Annotated in this window: 15 protein-coding genes; 7 read left to right on the top strand and 8 right to left on the bottom strand. The window is 66.4% G+C overall.

Translation table 11 applies throughout. From position 1 onward, the window contains the following. Window positions 1-323: 323 nt before the first annotated feature. Window positions 324-1,295, bottom strand: coding sequence for an LmeA family phospholipid-binding protein (locus A5777_RS19580; RefSeq protein WP_005204221.1), 972 nt, complete (start codon window positions 1,293-1,295; stop codon window positions 324-326). A gap of 156 nt (window positions 1,296-1,451) precedes the next feature. Here A5777_RS19580 and A5777_RS19575 point away from each other — a divergent pair, with 156 nt between their 5' ends. From A5777_RS19575 to A5777_RS19560, 4 genes are all read left to right on the top strand, one after another. After that, on the top strand, window positions 1,452-2,342 hold the full coding sequence (locus tag A5777_RS19575) for a winged helix-turn-helix transcriptional regulator (protein ID WP_005204223.1): 891 nt from the start codon (window positions 1,452-1,454) through the stop codon (window positions 2,340-2,342). Beyond that, entirely contained in the window at window positions 2,326-3,264 is a 939-nt protein-coding gene (gene mshD / locus A5777_RS19570; RefSeq protein WP_005204225.1) for a mycothiol synthase, read from the top strand. Before A5777_RS19575 ends, mshD begins: the two co-directional genes overlap by 17 nt. Next, a complete protein-coding gene (locus A5777_RS19565; RefSeq protein WP_005204227.1) occupies window positions 3,230-4,228 on the top strand; it encodes an endonuclease/exonuclease/phosphatase family protein in 999 nt (332 codons plus the stop codon). The genes mshD and A5777_RS19565 overlap by 35 nt, the downstream gene beginning before the upstream one ends. Window positions 4,229-4,352: 124 nt before the next feature. Further along, a complete protein-coding gene (locus tag A5777_RS19560) occupies window positions 4,353-5,339 on the top strand; it encodes a glycosyltransferase family 2 protein (RefSeq protein ID WP_039855001.1) in 987 nt (328 codons plus the stop codon). 4 nt (window positions 5,340-5,343) lie between these two features. Here the strand turns inward: A5777_RS19560 and A5777_RS19555 are convergent, their stop codons facing one another. The 5 genes from A5777_RS19555 to A5777_RS19535 are packed head-to-tail and all read right to left on the bottom strand — an operon-like array spanning window position 5,344 to window position 12,439. Next, window positions 5,344-7,929 carry an alpha/beta fold hydrolase gene (locus tag A5777_RS19555; RefSeq protein ID WP_064863925.1) on the bottom strand — a complete coding sequence of 862 codons (2,586 nt, stop codon included), beginning with the start codon at window positions 7,927-7,929 and terminating at the stop codon, window positions 5,344-5,346. Continuing rightward, the gene (locus tag A5777_RS19550) at window positions 7,926-9,242 is read right to left on the bottom strand and encodes a lipopolysaccharide biosynthesis protein (protein ID WP_064863924.1); all 1,317 of its coding nucleotides are present in this window, start codon (window positions 9,240-9,242) and stop codon (window positions 7,926-7,928) included. Before A5777_RS19550 ends, A5777_RS19555 begins: the two co-directional genes overlap by 4 nt. Then, window positions 9,239-10,387 (bottom strand): LLM class flavin-dependent oxidoreductase, encoded by a 1,149-nt coding sequence (locus A5777_RS19545; protein ID WP_064863923.1) that lies wholly within the window; start codon window positions 10,385-10,387, stop codon window positions 9,239-9,241. Before A5777_RS19545 ends, A5777_RS19550 begins: the two co-directional genes overlap by 4 nt. Further along, on the bottom strand, window positions 10,384-11,577 hold the full coding sequence (locus A5777_RS19540; protein WP_064863922.1) for a 3-dehydroquinate synthase II family protein: 1,194 nt from the start codon (window positions 11,575-11,577) through the stop codon (window positions 10,384-10,386). The genes A5777_RS19545 and A5777_RS19540 overlap by 4 nt, the downstream gene beginning before the upstream one ends. A 43-nt stretch (window positions 11,578-11,620) precedes the next feature. Continuing rightward, complete coding sequence (locus A5777_RS19535; RefSeq protein ID WP_064863921.1) at window positions 11,621-12,439, bottom strand: 2-amino-3,7-dideoxy-D-threo-hept-6-ulosonate synthase; 819 nt, start codon at window positions 12,437-12,439, stop codon at window positions 11,621-11,623. An 89-nt stretch (window positions 12,440-12,528) separates the two neighbouring features. Between A5777_RS19535 and A5777_RS25700 the strand changes: the two genes are divergently transcribed. Both A5777_RS25700 and A5777_RS25695 read left to right on the top strand, forming a co-directional pair. Next, window positions 12,529-13,044: an arylamine N-acetyltransferase family protein gene (locus A5777_RS25700; RefSeq protein WP_005204242.1), complete on the top strand. Its 516-nt coding sequence runs from the start codon at window positions 12,529-12,531 to the stop codon at window positions 13,042-13,044. Further along, a complete protein-coding gene (locus A5777_RS25695) occupies window positions 13,022-13,354 on the top strand; it encodes an arylamine N-acetyltransferase (protein WP_251721906.1) in 333 nt (110 codons plus the stop codon). Before A5777_RS25700 ends, A5777_RS25695 begins: the two co-directional genes overlap by 23 nt. Here the strand turns inward: A5777_RS25695 and A5777_RS19525 are convergent. After that, on the bottom strand, window positions 13,312-14,526 hold the full coding sequence (locus A5777_RS19525) for a 4-hydroxybenzoate 3-monooxygenase (RefSeq protein ID WP_082933762.1): 1,215 nt from the start codon (window positions 14,524-14,526) through the stop codon (window positions 13,312-13,314). The genes A5777_RS25695 and A5777_RS19525 overlap by 43 nt on opposite strands. Before the next feature lie 246 nt (window positions 14,527-14,772). Between A5777_RS19525 and A5777_RS24370 the strand changes: the two genes are divergently transcribed. Further along, complete coding sequence (locus A5777_RS24370; RefSeq protein ID WP_082933763.1) at window positions 14,773-15,711, top strand: glycosyltransferase family 2 protein; 939 nt, start codon at window positions 14,773-14,775, stop codon at window positions 15,709-15,711. Window positions 15,712-17,725: 2,014 nt separating this feature from the next. Here the strand turns inward: A5777_RS24370 and A5777_RS19510 are convergent. Beyond that, on the bottom strand, window positions 17,726-18,809 hold a 1,084-nt coding region (locus A5777_RS19510), incomplete at its 5' end, for a glycosyltransferase family 2 protein (protein WP_064863919.1).

The raw sequence follows: 18,809 nt of genomic DNA, 5'->3' as shown, positions 1-18,809 counted from the left end.
GCGAGGGAAGCGACGTACTCCTCGTCGCCGACACCGGTCCGCGCGATCTTCGCCCGAGCGACTTCTGACACCGGCCGGCATTGTGCGCGTGAGCGCAACTCGCCACCGCGCGCGAGCGCAACTCGACCACCGAGTCGGAATCATGGGGGCCGCTATTGAAGCGTCGTGGGGTGGCTGTTGTACCCTCGTGGGCATGCAACTGCGCCGTGAGCTTCTGCTCACCCGTCGGCGGGCGATCGACTTTTGTCGCGTCGCCGACTGTTGCTGTCTCTAGTCCGGTGATCGCGCCACCTCGGCACGCTCACCACAGGTGACGGCCGGTGTCAGAAGTCGCTCGGGCGAAGATCGCGCGGACCGGTGTCGGCGACGAGGAGTACGTCGCTTCCCTCGCTGCGCGCACCCGTGGCAGTGATTCCCCACGGGAGGGGGAGGGGAGGCAGCGTCGTCGAAAATCGTTGCAGCACTTGGGCGCGCAGCGCCGCGTTGTCGGCGCCGTCGAGTTCGGGAGCGCTCTCGTGTTCTTCCGGGCCGTCGTAGAAGTCGGTGGCCTGTAGGTGTAGCCGTCCGTCGCGGATGGAGAGGTCGACGCTGACGCTCACCTTTGCTTTACGACCCCGATATTCCGACGCCGACGGGGTGTCAGCGGGGACGGGAGTGCTCTCGCCGCCTGCGGAGGGCAGAGGACTGTCCGACGGGGGCAATGCGACGGTTCCGGTGAGCAGCACCCCGGACGATCGGTGCAGCAGGCCATCCTGTGGGCCACCGCCGCCCGCCTCGCCCTCGGGGGCGGGTGTGTTCACCGTGAGGTCGAGGATTGCCAGGAATCGGCCGAGATTCACCGAGTCCAGCCGCGTATACGCGTCGACCGACTCTGCGTGCATGGTGTCCGACGGCCCGATATTCCACCCATCGGGCACAGACAGTGTCCCCAGGCGGGCGCCGAGTTCTGCGGTACATCCGCGTCGGATGTGGCAACCGGCCACCGCGACGCCGCGCGCGGTGATGGTCGCGCCGGAGAACTCGCCACGCGCGGCATGTGACACGTAGGGGAATCCGCTGAGCGTGACCTCGGGATCGAAGCTGATCTGCGGCGAGGCCTGCAACGATCGCGACAAGCGGTACTCGCCACGCGCGGCCGCGCCGAGGTCGGCGAGAAACGCCACGACCAGCAGCACGACGACGACACAGACGCCGACGATGAGTGCGCGACGGGCGCGGAATGTGCCGTGCTCGTGGCTGCCCGACGCAGTTGCGCCGCCCCCGTCGGCTGCCTTGTTAACAGCAGAACGCGACATTGGCGCTATTCTGTCATCTATCGCGCACATGGTGGTAAGCCGACGTAAACAATGAGGTTCGTTCGTGTGTGATGCTGACGTCCCGGCGAACTTCTGCCCGGCGGTCGCAGTAGTAGTGGTGGAGTTCAGGGCGGGAAGACGAGATCGGAGTATCACGTGGATCTCTTGTTATTGACAGCCGATCCGAGTCCGGAGGCGGTGCTGCCATCCCTGTCGCTGCTCGCGCACACGGTCCGTGTGGCACCCACCGAGGTGTCGTCGCTGATGGAGGCCAGTAACGCTGATATCGCCATCGTCGACGCCAGAACCGACCTCGCCGCAGCACGCGGATTGTGCAGATTGCTCGGCAGCACCGGCTCTGCCGTTCCGGTCGCGGCGGTATTGACCGAAGGCGGGCTCGTCGCCGTCAACGCCGACTGGGGTCTCGACGAATTCCTCCTTCCGGCGACCGGACCCGCCGAACTCGACGCGCGGCTTCGACTCCTCGTCGTTCGCACCCGCGGGGTGGGCACCGAAGAAGCGTCGGGCAAGGTCACGCTTGGCGAACTCGTGATCGATGAGGGCACGTACACCGCTCGACTGCGGGGGCGCCCGCTCGACCTGACCTACAAGGAGTTCGAACTCCTCAAGTACCTGGCGCAGAACGCGGGCAGGGTATTCACCCGCGCGCAACTGCTGCAAGAGGTGTGGGGTTACGACTTCTTCGGCGGCACGCGGACCGTCGACGTCCACGTCCGGCGCCTGCGCGCCAAACTCGGCAGCGAGCACGAGTCGCTCATCGGGACCGTGCGCAACGTCGGATACAAGGCCGTACGTCCCACGCGCGGTCGCGGTGCCGGCTCAGGAGCTGCCAGCGACTACCCGGTCGACGATGACATTTCCGACGATGACATTTCCGATGACGACATTGCCGGCGGCGATATTGCTGACGGTGCAGATCTCGATGACGACCTCGATGACGGGGACGTGAACGAGGACGCCACGTCTGCGAGCGACTCGTTCGACACCTCGGGAATCGGTGAGGAGTTCAGTGCCAGCGGAAGCTGACGCGATCGGAGACACTCCGATCGTCACCGATCGACTCGACGCCGCCGGTGTTACACACGCCCGCCGCCTGGTGGCCGACGCGACCAGCGCCGACGGAGTCGCCCCGCTGTCCGAGCAGGCCGTCCTGTCCATCGACGACGCCGCCGGATCTCACGCGGAATCGGGCGTGCGTCACGTCGTCTCGACGGCCGGCTACGCCAACATCACACCCGGCCGCGACGGGGAGCCCTCGATGATCGAGGGAGTCGTCGACCCGGCACTACGACGCCGCGGGCACGGCAAGGCACTGTTCGACGTCGCATTCGACGACGCGCGTGCTGTCTCGAATCCCGACGGCCCGACGCCGCGGGCCTGGGCGCACGGCGATCTGCCCGGCGCGCAGGCGCTCGCGGCGAGCATGGGTCTGCACAAGCAGCGGGAGCTGCTGCAACTACGCCGCGACGTCGCAGCCGACGGGTCTGATCTACCACCGCTGGTCGTCGACCCGTCGATCGAGCTGCGCACCTACGCCGGGCCCGCCGACGACGCGGAGATCCTGCGGGTCAACAACGCCGCGTTCGCGTGGCACCCGGAGCAGGGCGGATGGTCGTCGGCACAGATCACCGAACGGACATCGTCCGAGTGGTTCGACCCGGCCGGACTGTTCCTCGCCTACGACGTCGACGACCCGACGACGCTGCTCGGCTTCCACTGGACCAAGCAGCAGGACGCCGGTCTCGGCGAGGTCTACATCGTCGGGGTCGACCCGGCGGCTCAGGGCCGCGGCCTCGGCCGCATGCTCACGCTGGCCGGGCTTCACTACTTTGCCGACCGTCGGATCGGGACGGTGATGCTCTACGTCGAAGGCGACAACACCGCGGCACTACACACCTACGAGAGGCTCGGGTTTGCCCGATACGCCGTCGACGTCGCGTACGGCTGACTCGGAAACGGCAGGGTCGAGTCGACTGCGCCTGGCGCTGACGATCACCGGTTGCCTGCTGGCCGCGGTCGGTCTGCTCGGGGTGGTCGCGCACGCTGTTCCGTTCGTCAGCAACACCTGGGCACGGTTGGCCGCGGGTACTCCGGTCTTGATCGTGATCGGCATTGTCGGCCTGGTCGTGTTGCTCGCATCGAGGGCGTGGATGTGTGCGATCGTCGCTGCAGTCGTCGTCGCCATCGGGATCGGTACGCAGGTACCACTTTTCATCGGAACCGACGAGGCGCGCGCAGCGTCGGACATCACGGTCCTGCAGGCGAACATCTACCTCGGACAGGCCGACGCCGCGTCGGTGGTGCGGGAGATCCGCGACAATCGCGTCGACATCGCGACCGTCGTCGAACTCACCGACGACGCGATCGGCAAGCTCGACGCCGCCGGAATCGCCGGTGCTCTGCCGTATCGGTTCGGGGTTCCGAGACGGGGCGGGGGCGGCGCCGGAATCTACTCGCGCTACCCGTTGACCGACGAATTCCGGATCGGCAAGATGGCGATGGCCAATCTGCGGGCCGTCGTCGACCTGCCCGGTGTCGGGCGTCGAGCCATATACGCACTGCATCCCATTCCGCCGTGGCCGGAGCCCGCGTGGCGGTGGGCGTACGAGGTCGATCTGCTGTCGTCGACGCTGGGTGAGGAGCGACTCCCGCTGATCCTCGGCGCCGACTTCAACTCGACCTACGACCACGCGCGCTTTCGGAGGTTGCTCGCCACTCCGCCGGGACTCGTCGATGCCGCCGATCACCTCGGGGCGGGGATCGTCGCAACGTATCCCGCCAACAGGCACTTCCCGCCGGTGCTCGCTCTCGATCGGGTGATGACGCGCGGAGGTCCGGTGCCGACGAGCTTCCGTCGAGTCGAGCTACCGGGTTCCGACCACGACGGCGTGATCGCCACGGTCAGGCCCTGACCTCGTCCGCGACGGTGCCCGACAGGCGCACGGTATCACTGTTAGGCTACCCTTACGCGGAGTGATTCTGAGGGGAGCGCATCTCGCGATGTATCAATCCGCCACAAGCCGGACCCGACTGACGATGCACGACGTGTCGGTGTCTGTTGTCGTGCCGGTCTATCGCAGCGCCGCCTACATCGAGGCCTGTGTGCGCTCGGTACTCAACCAGCAGGCTCCGGTCGACGAGATCGTGCTCGTCGACGATCGCGGGGGTGACGATTCCATCGAACGAGCCGAAAAGGTGCTCGCGGCAGGCGAGGTCGCGTATCGGGTCGTGCGTATGCCACAGAACAGTGGCGTCGGGCCTGCACGCAACGCGGGACTCGCGGCGGCGTCGGGAAACGTCATCTGGTTCTTCGACAGCGACGACATCGCCGACGCGGCGTTCACGACCAGAATGCTCGACGAACTACTCCGCAACGACGCGGATTTCGCCACGTGCACAACACGATTCGTCGACGAGATCGGGGTGCCGACGGGGGCGCTCACTCCGGTGCTGTCGGCCGGCGCACTCACGGGCGACGAGTACGCAGGCCTCTTGTTGCGCAGCAAGGCGCGGTCGTACGCCAGCGGAAAGCTGTTCCGCCGTGACGTTCTCGGCGACGATCCGTGGGGCACACGTCGGGCGTACGAGGATCTATCGGCCATCGCGCGGGTGGCGCTGGACTCGCGCACGGTGGCGACGGTGCCAGAGGCGTTGTACCGGTACCGACTTCGCGACGATTCGGTATCGCACCGCGTCACGTCCGACACACGCGCGATCTTCGAGATGGGTGACGAGGTGCTCGAGATGCTCGACACCGTTCCCGACACGAGGCAATGGCGTTCGACTGCACGATCTTTCGTGTACCGCGAGGTTCTGATCCCCGCGGCGCACATGGCGATGCGCGCAGAGCACGACGGTGGCGCAGGCCCGGTGACAGACGAACTGCTGCGCATCGCCCGTGCTCGCGTGTCGCGTCGGGATGTGCTGCCGCTGCTCGCCACGGGCGAGATACGCTCTGCCGTCTTCGCCGTCGCGATGCTGACCGCGCCGCAGCGCTACGCGAATATGCTGCGGCACAGGTGATCTGTCAGGGCAGCGCGTCGAGGAAGTGCCCCACCACCTCGGTGATGTGCGGCTCGCGCACAATCGACATGTGATCGGCCTGAACCCGGGTGATCGTGATGTCGCCCGGGGTGAGCTGATCGGTCCAGACCCGCTCGTCGTGGTTGTTGTCCGCGCCGAGTACCACAAGCACTCGGCCGTGATACGGCGCGGGGCGGTGGAATCGGCCGACGCGCCAACCGACCTGCTCCATGGCACGTGCCGACTCGACGGGCTGATCGGTCAAAAATCCGGCACGTAGCAACTGGATTCGGTTGCGCCACAACTGTGATCGAGACAATCGCACGCCCGACAGTTGGGGACGCTGGTCGCTCTCGGCGGTCGCGGGAGTCTGCGCCGTCGAGCCGACAGCACGAGCTGTCTGCTGGGGGACGAAGGTGTCGAGTGTCATGACGAGCGCGACCTGCTCGCCCGCACGGAGGAGTCGACGAGCGACCTCGAGCGCGATCAATCCACCCAGTGAATGACCAAGCAGCACATAGGGTCCGCTCGGTTGAAGGCGACGCAGATCGCGCAGATGCCTGCGTGCAGCCATCCCGACAGTCCAGTCGGGGAATCCGCGATTCTCCAGGCCGTGCGGTTGGAATCCGTAGATCGATCCGATCCGTTCGTCGCGGGCGAGGTGGTCGGCGAGCGCGACAAACACCAGCGCCGACGCGCCAGCTCCCGCGAAGCAGAACACCGTCTGCCCGTTGCCGCTACGCAGCGGCACCGTCGTCGGAGCGAGTGAATCACCCTTACTGGCAACCGAATCTGGTCGTAGGCGTGCGTCGAGCGTGTGCGCCATCGTCGCGACGGTCGGTGCCGACGCGGCGTCGGCCTGGGTGAGTGCAACGCCGAGACGTCGGGTGAGGCCGACGAGAATCTGGGCGACCGTCAGCGAGTCGGCGCCGAGTGCGTAGATGTTCTCGTCACGTCCGACCTCGTCGAGTCCGAGGGCCTCGGCCCAGATCTCCGCCACCGATGTCTCGAGGTCGCCGACGGGTGGGTCGATGTGTCGGGTCGGTGCGGGCAGTGCGGCTCGGTCGATCTTGCCGCGCGCAGTTCTCGGGAGGGCAGCGAGTTCGACGACGTGTGCGGGAATCATCCACTCGGGCAGTCGTTCTCGCAGCCTCGTGCGGATCTCGGCTGCCGGAGGGGTGCGGCCCCCGGGGACAGGCGCGACGTAGGCGAGCAGTTCGGTGCGGCCGGAATCGGGCTCCGACCGTGCGATGACCGCGGCTTCGGCGAGGTCGCCGTCGGACATGATCGCGCGGTGCACCTCCGCGGGTTCGACCAGATAGCCCCTGATCTTCACGGCGTCGTCGATGCGGCCGGTGAGAATGAGCGTGGCGCCGTCCCAGGTTCCGCGGTCGCCGGTGCGGAAGCTGAGCACGCCGTCGGTGTCGCGGGAGAAGCGGCCCTCGTCGGCGGCCGGGTCGAGGTATCCGAGTGCGAGGTGGCGCGACGACACGACGACGCGACCGTCGTCGGCGATGGTGACCGACTTGTGCGGGGCGAGAACACCTGCGGGAAGCGCACCGGGGGAGACGTGTTCTCCCGCGCGGAGATCGAAGTAGGCCAGCGCCGATGTCTCCGACGATCCCACCCAGTTCGTCACCGTTGCCTCGGGGGCGTGTGACAGCACGGCCTGCGCGACGTCGGACGTCAGTGCCTCGCCGGTGGTGATGATGCGGCGCAACGATGTCCACGCCGGGTGGCCGGTCGTCCCGCGCGAACTCGTCAGCGCACGCAGCAGTGCCGGAGTGAGAAAGGTGATCTCTGCGTCGCACTCGGCGAGTGCGTCGAGTATCGCGCCTGCGGTGCGGTCACGCGGGTCGACGGCGGTGATGTCGGCACCGTTGATCAGCGATCCGATCAAGACGTTGAGTCCGGCACCGAAGCTGATCGGAAGACACAGCGCGACGCGACGTCCCGGGGTGATCGAGAATCCGGTGCGCATCAGCTCGGAATCGCAGAGCCACATGCCATTCGGGTGCAGCACGCCCTTGGGCGTGCCCGTCGAGCCCGATGTGAACTGGATGCTCGTGAGGTCATCGGGGTTGTCGAGACCCGTGGTTGCTCCGCCGCCGGCGGCGACCTGGTTCGTGAACGCGGCGAGGTCGGTCACCGGAAGACTGTGGGCGGCAGCGACGGCGCGAGCCGCGTCGAGGTGCTCGGCGTCGGCGATCATGACATCGGCGGGGCGGCCGTGCGTATTCAACTCGGCGAGGATCGTCGAGACACGTTCGGCCGGCAGGTGCGGGTCCAGGGCGACGATCGGATGTCCGGAGAGGAACACGCCGAGAACCAGCGCGACCGCGTCGGGCGACAACCCCACCTGCACGACAACCGGATTCGACGATCCACCGGCACGTGCGGTGATCGACGTCGCGGCCGACGTGGCTCGCTCGACGAGTTGGCCGTACGTCAGGCTCTGCCCCGACATGCGGATAGCCGGACGGTCGGTGAAGCGTTGTGCGCCTGCGATGATCGCGGTGCGCACCGAGTGAACCTTGGCGTTGTCGTCGGGGGCGGTGTCGCCGAGGGTGGCGTCGGTAGAAGTGGTCATCTGACGGCTCCGGTGAACGATGCGAGAGTGGTGTTCGGATCGAGGGCTTGGCGGATCAGACGAATACCGGGTACGAGAAGGAAGAGCACGACGGCGACGTCGGCCACCAGGTAGACGTAGGCGACGCCGATGATGCCCCATCGATCGGCCGCCGCGGCGATGCCGCAGACGACGACCACGCCGAAGACGATCTGTGTCGCCACAGCGAGTTTCAGCTTGCGCTGTACCCGCGCGAGGCCGCCGTAGATCACCACGAACGCCACCGTCGGCAGGGTCAGCGCCATCAGGCGGATGAGGTCTGTCCCCTCACGGGCGTATTGCGGGCCCATGATCGAGAGAATCCACGGCGCCAGCGCGATCAGCAGTAGGCAACCGACGACTGCCGCGCCGCCGCACAGTGCGATGAAACGCAATGTGGTTGCCCGCAAGTCGACGTCGGGCTCCGCCGAGGCCGACACGAACGGCGCGCACGTTGCGTTGAGCAGAATGGCGGCCGTGCTGATGACCAGCCAGCACACCGAGAAGTACGCGTTCATCTCGGTACCGAGCTGCGCGACGATGACCAGTGGAACAACGAGCGGCACAACCACTCCCACCGCCGTCATCGCGAGCGAGCCTGCGTAGAAGTGTGCGATCTCACCGCGCCCGGGAAGTGTTCCCGGGCCCGACATCGCACGCGCGGTGGGGCGTACGGCGCTCACTCCGATCCAGCATGCGATGACCGCCGCGGGGATCACCCAGGCGGCGACGATGGCTGAACCCGACGCGAACGGGATCAGCAGCGCGACGAGTATCAGCTTGATCGTCGATTGCGTGACGTTCTTGAGCGCGACGGTGCGCGAGCGGCCGAGGCCGATCAACAAGGGGTCCTGCACGGCGAAAACGCCGAGTACCGCAACGATGACGGGGTACAGCCACGGTTCCGCCGACGAGGTGAACAGCGCGTCGCGAGGGCCGAGCACGACGAAGCCGAGTCCGAACAGCACTGCTGTCACGATGATGACGGAGCGGCCGATCGTGATCAGGCGGTGCGCCTTGGACCCGGCGATCGGAAGGAACCGTTCGTACAGACTGCCGAGACTCAGATTCGACAGGGTCGCCATCAACGTCGCGGAGGTGATGATGGCCGACGCCCTGCCGACCTCCGCCGTCGAGTATCCGCGCGCCGCGATCGTCCAGAACACGAAACCCAGTGCGCCGGTGGCGACACTGGACGTCATCACCGCGACGATGTTGATCCCGACGCCGGTGTTGTCGTCGCGGAAGAGGTTCAGGCGTCGAGGGCCCAGGCCCCGCTTCTGCGTGGTGGTCACCGGGCAGAAGCGGCGTCGACCAGTCGCGTGCTGCGGTCGGTCGCCAGTAGCGGCAGCAAGAGCTCTGCGGTGATCTCGGCCTCGCGGGCCAGCGGCCACCCCGACAGAATCCAGATGTCGATGCCCGCGCGCTCCGCGACCGACGACATCGCCGCCGCCACATTCTCGGCGCTGCCGACGAAGTAGGTGCCGGTGCCCTTGCCCGCGATGTCGAACGGTGGCTCCGCGGCGGTCCACGTCGTCAGTCCCGCAGCCATGTTCGGTGCGAACTCCAGCAGTTCCCTGCCCGGAATCCGGCCCGCGCGCAGAGCGTCGATCCGACCTTGAACCTGCGGGTTCTCGCTGGTGATCTCGTCGAGACCCGGGTAGCCGAAGCTGCGCAGATTGCGATCGGCGGTGGCCAGAACCGTCTCCGGTCGAGCGTGCGCGAGCTGTTCGGAGAAGCGTTCCCACGCTTGTTCTTCGGTCTCGCGGACGATCACGCTCGCGAGCACACCGAAACGTAGCGATCGGCCCCGCTCGGCTGCGGCCGTCCGGACGCGGTCGAAAAGCGTGGTGAGCGAGCCGGGTTCGGACATGAACGACAGGTAGACGTCGAGGACCTCCGCCGCGTGCGCGATGCCCTCGGTCGACGCACCGGTGCCCCAGACCTGAACGCCTCCCGGTTGCCGGGGGCCGGGGATCGCAGGCTTGTATCGCGGTCCGTACGAGAAGAATTCGCCCTGGAATGCCTCGGTGTCGTCGAGATAGAGACGCTTGACCTGGGTCCAGAACTCGGCCGACATCCGGTACCGGTCAGCCTTCGACTCGAACCTGCCGTACCGGTGCAATACCGGATCGGCGCCGTTGACCTGGTTGTAGATCAACCGACCGCCGGAGTACTGGTCGAACACCTGGGCTTCCTCGGCCATCAGTACCGGAGGCTTGACGCCGGGGTACTCGGGAATGAGGAAGCGGAGTTGTTCGGTGTCGCCGACGAGTGAAATCGCCTCGCGCGCAGTGGTCAGCGCGCCGTAGAACCCCAGCCGGTCAAGGGTGCGGGCCTGGTGCCGGAGTGCGTCGAACGTCGGGGCGAAGCGGTGTTCGGGCTCCCATGGGACGCCTTCGGTGGGATTGATGTACCACAGGACGTCGGGGCCACTCATCGTTCGTCGCAGAACTCGGTGATCGGCAATCCGACGTGACGTGATTCGGTCGGCGCGTAGCCGAGAAGGCGATCGCCGGGCACGAGGTCGGTCACGTTGTTCACCGATCCGCCGGGGCCGAGGAGGCGCACATGCCAGTCGTCCTGTGCGATCACGTTGATGGTGCGGCCGTCGGGTGCGGTCGCGCTGACCGAGATCAGCGGGCGGCGCTCGATCTTGACTCTCCCAATGCGCACCTCGCGGACGTCACCGTTGCTGCGCACCGCGAGGATCGGCTGTCCGGCAGCGAGTTCGCTGACGTAGCGCGTGCGGTTGTCGGGCACGAGAACGTAGGAGTGCACGGCACCGGCGTTCCACCGGAACGGACGGGTCGGCATGTACGGCAGCGGGTGGGTTTCGCTGCAGGACAGGAACATTCCGGTCGAGAACGAACCGATCAGACATCCCTCGTCCTGTGCTAGCAGCGAGCACGTGTCGATGCACGCGCGTTCGCCCATGCCGATGTGCTCGACCTTGGTGACGGTCAGCTCGGTGAGTTCGATGCGGTCGGCAGACGGGCGGATGACGTCGGCGAGCGTTGCGATGTCGTCGACGCTCTGCGGGGCGAGCAGCAGCCCGTCGGAGCCGTGTTCGAGTACCAGCTTGACGATCTCGGCGTCCTCGATGTCGTTGACGACGGTCACGGTGCGTCCGCTGGAGTTCTCCGCCGCTGCGATCACGATCTCGAGGGGGATCTTGGTGGGGTCGGTGAAGGTCAGCAGTGTCCAGGGAGCGCGCCGCACGGTCTCGCAGGCGTCGCGCAGGGTGTCGGCGTCGGAAACGACAGCGTGCACAGCGGTTTCGGCACCCGGAGCGGCTTCCTCGGAGTCGCCGTGGGCAACCAGCACGATGTCGGCCGAGATCTGGCCCTCCGAGATCTCATCGCTCGAGTGGCCCGGTGCGTAGATCCGCCGCACGGTGGGTGGCAGGCCGTCGAGGAGGTCGATGTCGGCGGAGATGATGCCGTCGATGCGCTGATGAATGGCCGCCTGCACCATGGCGTCGACGGTGCCCGCGGGAACTGTGCGTAGGTCGACCCAGGCGAAATGCTCACGACCGGAATCCGACTGCGCTGCAGTGGTCGACGAACTGTCGCGATCGACGCCGAGGGGTGTGATGTCGTCGGTCACGATGTCAGTGCTGTTGCTCATGTGTATCTACCTCGATGGTGAAGGGGGAGGGGCTGGTTCGCGATCAGGCCAACGCGAGCGCGCGGGGATCGTGGTCGTGAAGGTGGGCGGCAAGTGCGCCCGCCACCTGCGACGGGTCGTCGGCGTCGAAGATCTGACGTCCGAAACTGAGACCTGCAACGCGGGATTGTGCGACGCGGCAGCCGAGTTCGACGGCAGCGTCGTCGGACGCGGCGGAGGGGCCGCCCGCGACGAGGATGGGTAGCGGGCATGAGTCGACGACCTGATCCATGGCCTCGGTGCTGCCCGCGTAGTCGAGTTTGACGATGTCGGCTCCGAGGTCGGTCGCGATCGCGGCCAGGTGTGCCAAAGTCTGCGCCGACGTCGAAGCCGGTGAGGTGGTCGCTCCGCGCGCGTACATCATTGCCAGCAGCGGCATTCCGAGGCGATCGCATTCGCGGGCGACCCGACCGAGGTCGGCGAGTTGTTCGGGTTCGGTATCCGAGGAGACGTTCACGTGAACGCTCACCGCGTCGGCGCCGAGTCCGAGGCACTCGTCGACCGAACCCACGAGCACCTTGCCGGTGGAGTCCTGTGCGAGGCTCGTCCCGGCCGAGAGGTGCACGATCAGGCCGAGAGCGGTGAACCGGCGCGGATCGATGGTTTTCGCTCTGCCCTTGTGGACGATGAGCGCATCGGCGCCGGCGTCCGCGAGCATCGCTGCGGTCGTATCGGCGTGGTCTGCGCGTCCGAGCGGGCCGATCGTCACCGAATGGTCGATCGGCACGACCAGCGCGCGTCGCGAAGGCGACGAGAACAGACGTGCCATGCGAAGGGCTTTGCCGGACAGGGTTTCCCGTCTGTCGCCGTGGCGGTCGTGCATGCTCCGAACTCCGATCCTGATGACAGATCACGTAGCGACTGGTGGACCACCCCCGTTGATCAAGCTGAGGGTAGCCTATCCTTTCTGCTGTGACCAAGCTGAGTGTGAGATTTCCGACGGACGCCTATCTGGCGCGCATCGGTATCGGTGAGCGGCCCTCGTTGCTCGCCGACCACGACACCGCCGAGCTCGATGTCGCTGCGGTCGATTCCCTCGCCTGTGCGCAGCATCGGGCAATACCGTTCGAGAACCTCGACATTCATCGCGGACTCGTCGTCGACGTCTCTCCGGGGGCGATCGTCGACAAGCTGATCACCGGTCGTCGCGGAGGGATCTGCTACGAGCTCAACGGCGTTCTGCTCTTGGCGCTTCGTGAGCTCGGGGTGCAGGCGCAACCCATCGGTGCGCAGGTACGCACCGAGGCGGGACTCGGACTGCCGTTGGGGCACATGGCGATCGTGGTCGGGTCGGGGTCCGCGCGCCACCTCGTCGACGTGGGCTTCGGTGGCGAGATGGTCACCGCGCGGGTTGATCTCGACGACCCGGGCACCCTGGAAGATCGCCAGTGGCGGCGGTGGATACGTGCTCGACGGCGTACCACGTGAACTCGGCGAGTTCGCCGGTACGGCGCGCTGGCACAGTACCGACGCGTCGTCGCGCTTTACTGGGTCGGTGATCTGTACCCGCGACGACGGCGGGAGTCGCTACACCCTCACGTCGCGACGCGGGGAAACGGGCTACCGCCTGGTGACCACCAGCTCTGACGGAACCCGGGTGTCCGAGCCGGTGACCATGCGAGATTCGATGACGTTGCTGCGCAACCTGTTCGGGATCAAACTCGACGAACCCGTCGCGGCTCGCGACGACCTTGTTCATGTGAAATTCCACGGAGTGGGGAACGGAAGCCCGAGGTAGACCTCGCCCAGCGCGCGCTGCTCGTCCTCGGACGACACCCATCGCTGTAGGCGTGCGCGACGCAGCTCCCAGTCGAACGGATCGTCGGAGAAGCGGTGCAGAAGGGACGTGAGGTTCCACGAGAACGATTGCGCCTGCCAGATTCTGGGAAGCGCGCGGGCGGTGTAGGCGTCGAGCTCTTCACGCTTTCCCGTGGCGTAGAACGCGCCGAGGGCGTGGGAGAGGACACACGCGTCCGAGACGGCGAGATTGAGTCCCTTTGCGCCCGTCGGAGGAACGATGTGTGCGGCGTCGCCGAGCAGGAACAGCGAACCGAGCTGCATGGGCTGCGTCACCACACTGCGCAGGGGTGCCAGGCTGCGATCGATGATCTCGCCGGTTTCCAGCGGCGGATGATCGTCACTGGCGCTACGTCGGGCGAGTTCGGTCCAGATCGCCTCGTCGCTCCAGTCCGAGAGGCGGGTGTCGGCGGGGACCTGGAGATACTGTCGGCTCAAGTGTGGTCCACGCATGCTGTGGACCGACAGTCCGTCCGGGTGGGCGCAGTACATGCCCTCCTCGGTGACCGGTGTGGAGTGCGCCAGAATGCCCAGCCAGGCAAACGGATACGTGCGTTCAAGGGTTTCGACGTACGGCGCCATCGTCGCGCGCCCGACGCCGTGGAAGCCGTCGCACGCCGCGATCACGTCGGCGTCGACGTGGTGCCGGACACCGTCGACGGTGAACTCGACCGACGGTGCGCTGCCCTCGAAATCGTGTATGGATACGTCGTCGGCGGAGAAGACGGGTTCGCGTCCGATCACACGGAGTCCGTCGATGAGGTCGGCGACGATCTCGGCCTGCCCGTAGACGTAGGCGTTGCGCGAAGACAGCCGATGGAAGTCGAGGTGGTGTGTGGTGCGATCGAGGCGGATATAGAACCCCTTGTGTACCAACGCCTCACGATGGAGCCGTTCGGCCACCCCGAGTTCGGTGAGAACGTCGACGGTCGAATTCTCGATGACACCTGCACGCACACGCGAGCGAACGTGGCCCTCGGTCTGACGTTCGAGCACCACGGCGTCGATCCCCTGGCCGGCGAGCATGTGCGCCAGCGTGAGCCCCGCGGGGCCTGCGCCGATGATCGCGACCTGAGTTCGAGTCGAATGGTGCCCTGCGGCAGACGTTCTCACAATTCTCCCCTGTTCAGCCTCATGTAGTCCGGTCGGAGGATCGGGTGGCCACTGTGAGCACGGTCGCACCGACTATCTTCCTCTTCAGGTTTCGTAAGCCTACCCTTATCTAGTACGGTTGGGCGAGCCGGGAGACCGGAATGCGGTCTGGTGCCGATACCGCGATGACGACCACGACCTCATACGAAGGGGAGATCGGTGACCGACACGTTCAACGGGGAGACTCCGCGCGCGGTAGACGACGAAATGACCGAGTTTGAACACGAATTCGAGCCGGGAACGCCTGATGGCGACGGCTCGGAAGCGTCGCGGGAGCCGACCGTGACGGTGGTGATTCCCGCTCGCAACGAGGCGCTGAACCTGCCGTACGTCGCCGAACGTATGCCCACGGTCGATGAGATCGTCGTCGTCGACGGGAACTCGGTCGACGACACCATGGATGTGGCGCGCAGGCTCTGGCCCGATGCGGTGATCATTCCGCAGACCCGCGCGGGCAAGGGCAACGCACTGGCATGTGGTTTCGCGGCCGCGACGTGCGACATCATCGTGATGATCGACGCCGACGGCTCGACCGACCCGGCCGAGATCCCTCGATTCGTCGAAACTCTCGTCAGCGGAGCCGATTTGGCCAAGGGGAGCAGGTTCTCCCATGGCGGTGGCAGTGACGACATCACGACATTCCGCCGTCTGGGAAACAAGGGTCTGAACTTTCTCGTCAACCGGATCTTCCACACCACCTTTGCCGATCTCTGCTACGGCTACAACGCTTTCTGGCGTCATCACGTAGCTGTTCTCGATCTGCCGGACACCACGCTGGCAGAAGCTCAGTGGGGAGACGGCTTCGAGATCGAGACCGTCATCAATGTGCGGATGGCACGCAGTGGCCTGTCGATCAAGGAGGTCGGCTCCCACGAGAGTTGCCGAATCCACGGGCGCAGCAACCTCACGAGAATCCCGACACCCTTGTGCTGGAACATGATCCGAAGGCGGCGCCGCGCTAGAGACCGCCCGCCACTTCGGGTCCTGGACAACGGAAGAACAAAAACGGGGCGTTCCGCGGAACGCCCCGTTTTTGTTCGGGTGAAGCGATGTTGTGCTTGGGTCAGGCAGACCGTTCGCCAGCCAGGGGTCTCGCGCATGATCTGCTCGAACTCGGCCGGTGCACCGGGACGGTATTCGCCGTAGTACTCGATGACACGTCGCGATTGCGTGGTGAAGGCGACGATCGTCGGCTTATCGGTCTCGCCGACCTTCCACTCGAGCCAACCGAGTTGCTCCGCTGTCGGGAAAGTGCCTCGCGTGTCGGCCAACTCGTAGGAGAGTGGATAGTCGAAATACGGATTGGCAAGTGTCAACGGGGCGTAGTTGTCGTTGATTCGTGCAGGCAGTCCCGCCCCGTACAGCATGATGATCCGCGTGCCGGGAGGTGCGTCGGCGGTGATGCGGTCGATCGCCTCGACCTGCGCCCTGGTCTCGACCACGGTCGGCCACAGCGCGAAATACGAGTAGGCGCCTGCCAGCGCCGCAGCGACGACAGCGAGTGCGCCCGCCCATGCGACGAGGGCGCGGCGTCGACCGGCACCGAAACCGTCAAGAGCCGCAACAATATGCGGTGCGACGAGCAGTCCGCAGCCGAACAGCGAGTACAGGTACACGCGGAAGATCGCCTCGCCGCCGTAGCTCTGGCCGAGAAGCAGCGCGAGAGGCGAGAAGGCGACGATCGCACACGCGATCACGTACGGCCGCTTGTGTTTCCAGCCCACCACCGCGGAGAGCGCGGCGAGCAGCAGCACGCCTGCCGACAGCGCTCGACATACGAGCGACGTGATCTCCTTCGCGGGCACTCCGGCAGCGGTCACGTTGCTGGTTGCGTTGCTGACCGGATTGCCGCCGGACAGGATTCCGTACGGGGCAACGGCTTCGAAGTTGAGTGCCAGGTACGCACCCGTGATACCGATCATCGCCGCGACCGCCCACCACGGGCGCGCCTGACGGAAGATGACGAGCGCTACTGCCGCCGCAAGTGCCCAGAACGGTGTGAGTTGATGTGTGGGGACGATCGCGGCGAACGGGATGATGGCAAGAATGCCCGCCTGCCGGTGATGCCGTGAGGCGATCAGCATGGCGAGGAGTCCGTAGGCGATGACCAGGGTCCAGGCCTGCGGCGAGAAGTAGTCCTGCGCAACCCAGTTCACCATCTCCGCGCAGAAGGCCGCCGTGATCGCCACTCGAGTCGACGATCCGATCGTTCGGGCCGCGGAGTAGACGATGATCGCGATCAGCAGGTGAATCACGGGCGCGAAGACATGCGCCAGGGTCATCGGGTCGAGGCCGGTGACATCGGAGAACCAGGCCGTGGTGACGAAGAACGCCGGCCACTGCGCGTAGATGTCGGTGCCGTTGGGCTGAATGAGGTCGTGTGCAAGCACGTAGCGCACGACGGCGATGTGCTTGTACGTCCATTCATAGAGCGGCACTTCGGTTCCGAGCCAGGTGGTGCCGCGCTCGACGACGATCAGCGTGAGCAGGGCGGCCGTGGCAACCGGGACGCGCCGTCGGGCGATCGCGATCACGAACGCGACGGCGACGAGGACGACAGCGGGAATGAGAAGAGCTCCGGCGCCGGAGAACAGCAGTCCGAAGAAGCTGGCGTCGACGCCGGGCAACCCGATGCTCAGCGCGACGATCCACAGGATCAGTGCGACTGCGAGGAAGACCACCGATATGTCGATGCCGATGCTGCCCAGCGACATTCGTACGCGGGTGGCGACATCGGCAGGCCACGAACGTAGCGGTGGAAACGACCGTGCCCGCACGTACCAGTAGATGCTGCTGGCCGCGACGCCGAGAGTGCCGACGACGAGGATGCCCGTCGGATCCCATCGATATGACCACATCGCACCGATGGCCACGATCGTCGTAGCCGACATACTGAGCGTGACGACGGCAGCGGGCAGGAGTCTGCGGGGGACGTGTACCCACGTGGTGATCGCGGCGCCGGGCCCGACGAATACGAATGCTGCGACGAGCACGGCGCGCACAGGCGTCGGGAGTGGGATGAGCCCGAGGAGTCCGCACACCGCCGCGACGAGCGCGGCGTCGGCGAGCCGATACGTGACTCTTTGCGGGTCAACGGTGTCGGGAGCCGAGGGCGGCGATGGCGCGTTGTCGTTCGCGGTATGGGTCGGTGCGCTCGTTGTCATCGGATCGCACCGGAATCGTCGGCAGAGCGGTTATGTGCCGCATGCAGCGGGGTGGCCTGGCGACCTGCTCGCCGTCCGCGGGCGAGGGCCAACGGACCGCGCAGGACCGAGAACACCTCGACCCGACCGACCGACGCCGAGATGTCGACGATGACGTGGTCGGGTGGACGGCAGACACCGCCGTACGCAGCCGAAGCACGTGACACGGCACGGAAACGTTTGCGCAGCACGGAGAACGCGAGTCGACGGTGCGCGCTGTCGAACGCGATCTTGGTCAGTACCGCGCCGAGTCCAGCTCCGTAGCCGCGCGCTTGGGAGAGCAGAGCCTCGTTGTCGCTGCGGTGACGGTGCCACACGATTGCCGCTGGCTCGGACACCAGGCTGTACCCGGCCTGCAGTACACGCAGGAAGATGTCGAGATCCTCGCCGCCCATCGTCGTGGTTCCCGCGCCGAGAGCCTCGTCGAATCCGCCGAGGCGCACGATGCGATCCCGATCGACCGCGAAATTTGCTCCGGTGCCGTAGATCCCGACCTGATAGGGGAACAGCGGGACGTCGTCGGGCGGATCGAGCAGCGAGTAGCGTCGCGCGACGATGTTGTCGGCCCAGGAGACACGCCAGTCGAAGTACGCCTGTGCCGGCGTCCGCAACTCACCGCTCGGTACCAGTCCGCATACGCACGCGACGTCGTCAGCGCGCGCGAAACCCGCCAGCAGCCCTGTGATCCACCGCTGGTCGACGACGACGTCGTCGTCGGTGAACGCCACGATCTCGTGGGATGCGGCCAGCAGGCCGGTGTTTCGTGCTGCCGAGAGGCCGGGCGTCGGTTCTGTCACCAGCCGCACGCGGGGGTCGTCGCATTCGTCGACGACCCGCGCAGTTGCGTCTGTCGCAGGCGCGTTGTCGACGACGATGATCTCGAGGTCGGGATGGTCCAGCAGCGTCAGTGATGCCAACGCCGAACGCAGATGTTCGGGACGCTCTCGGGTGCACACGACGACCGACACCGGCCTGCTCGGCGCATCGCCGTTGTCGCGTGTCTCGTCGCACGGCGGGATGGTGACGGTGGCGAGCCCGTTC

Source organism: Gordonia sp. 852002-10350_SCH5691597 (assembly GCF_001665715.1).
Taxonomy (GTDB): domain Bacteria; phylum Actinomycetota; class Actinomycetes; order Mycobacteriales; family Mycobacteriaceae; genus Gordonia; species Gordonia sputi.
Note: the sequence above shows the minus strand (reverse complement) of the source record. Positions and strands in the feature narration are given on the sequence as shown.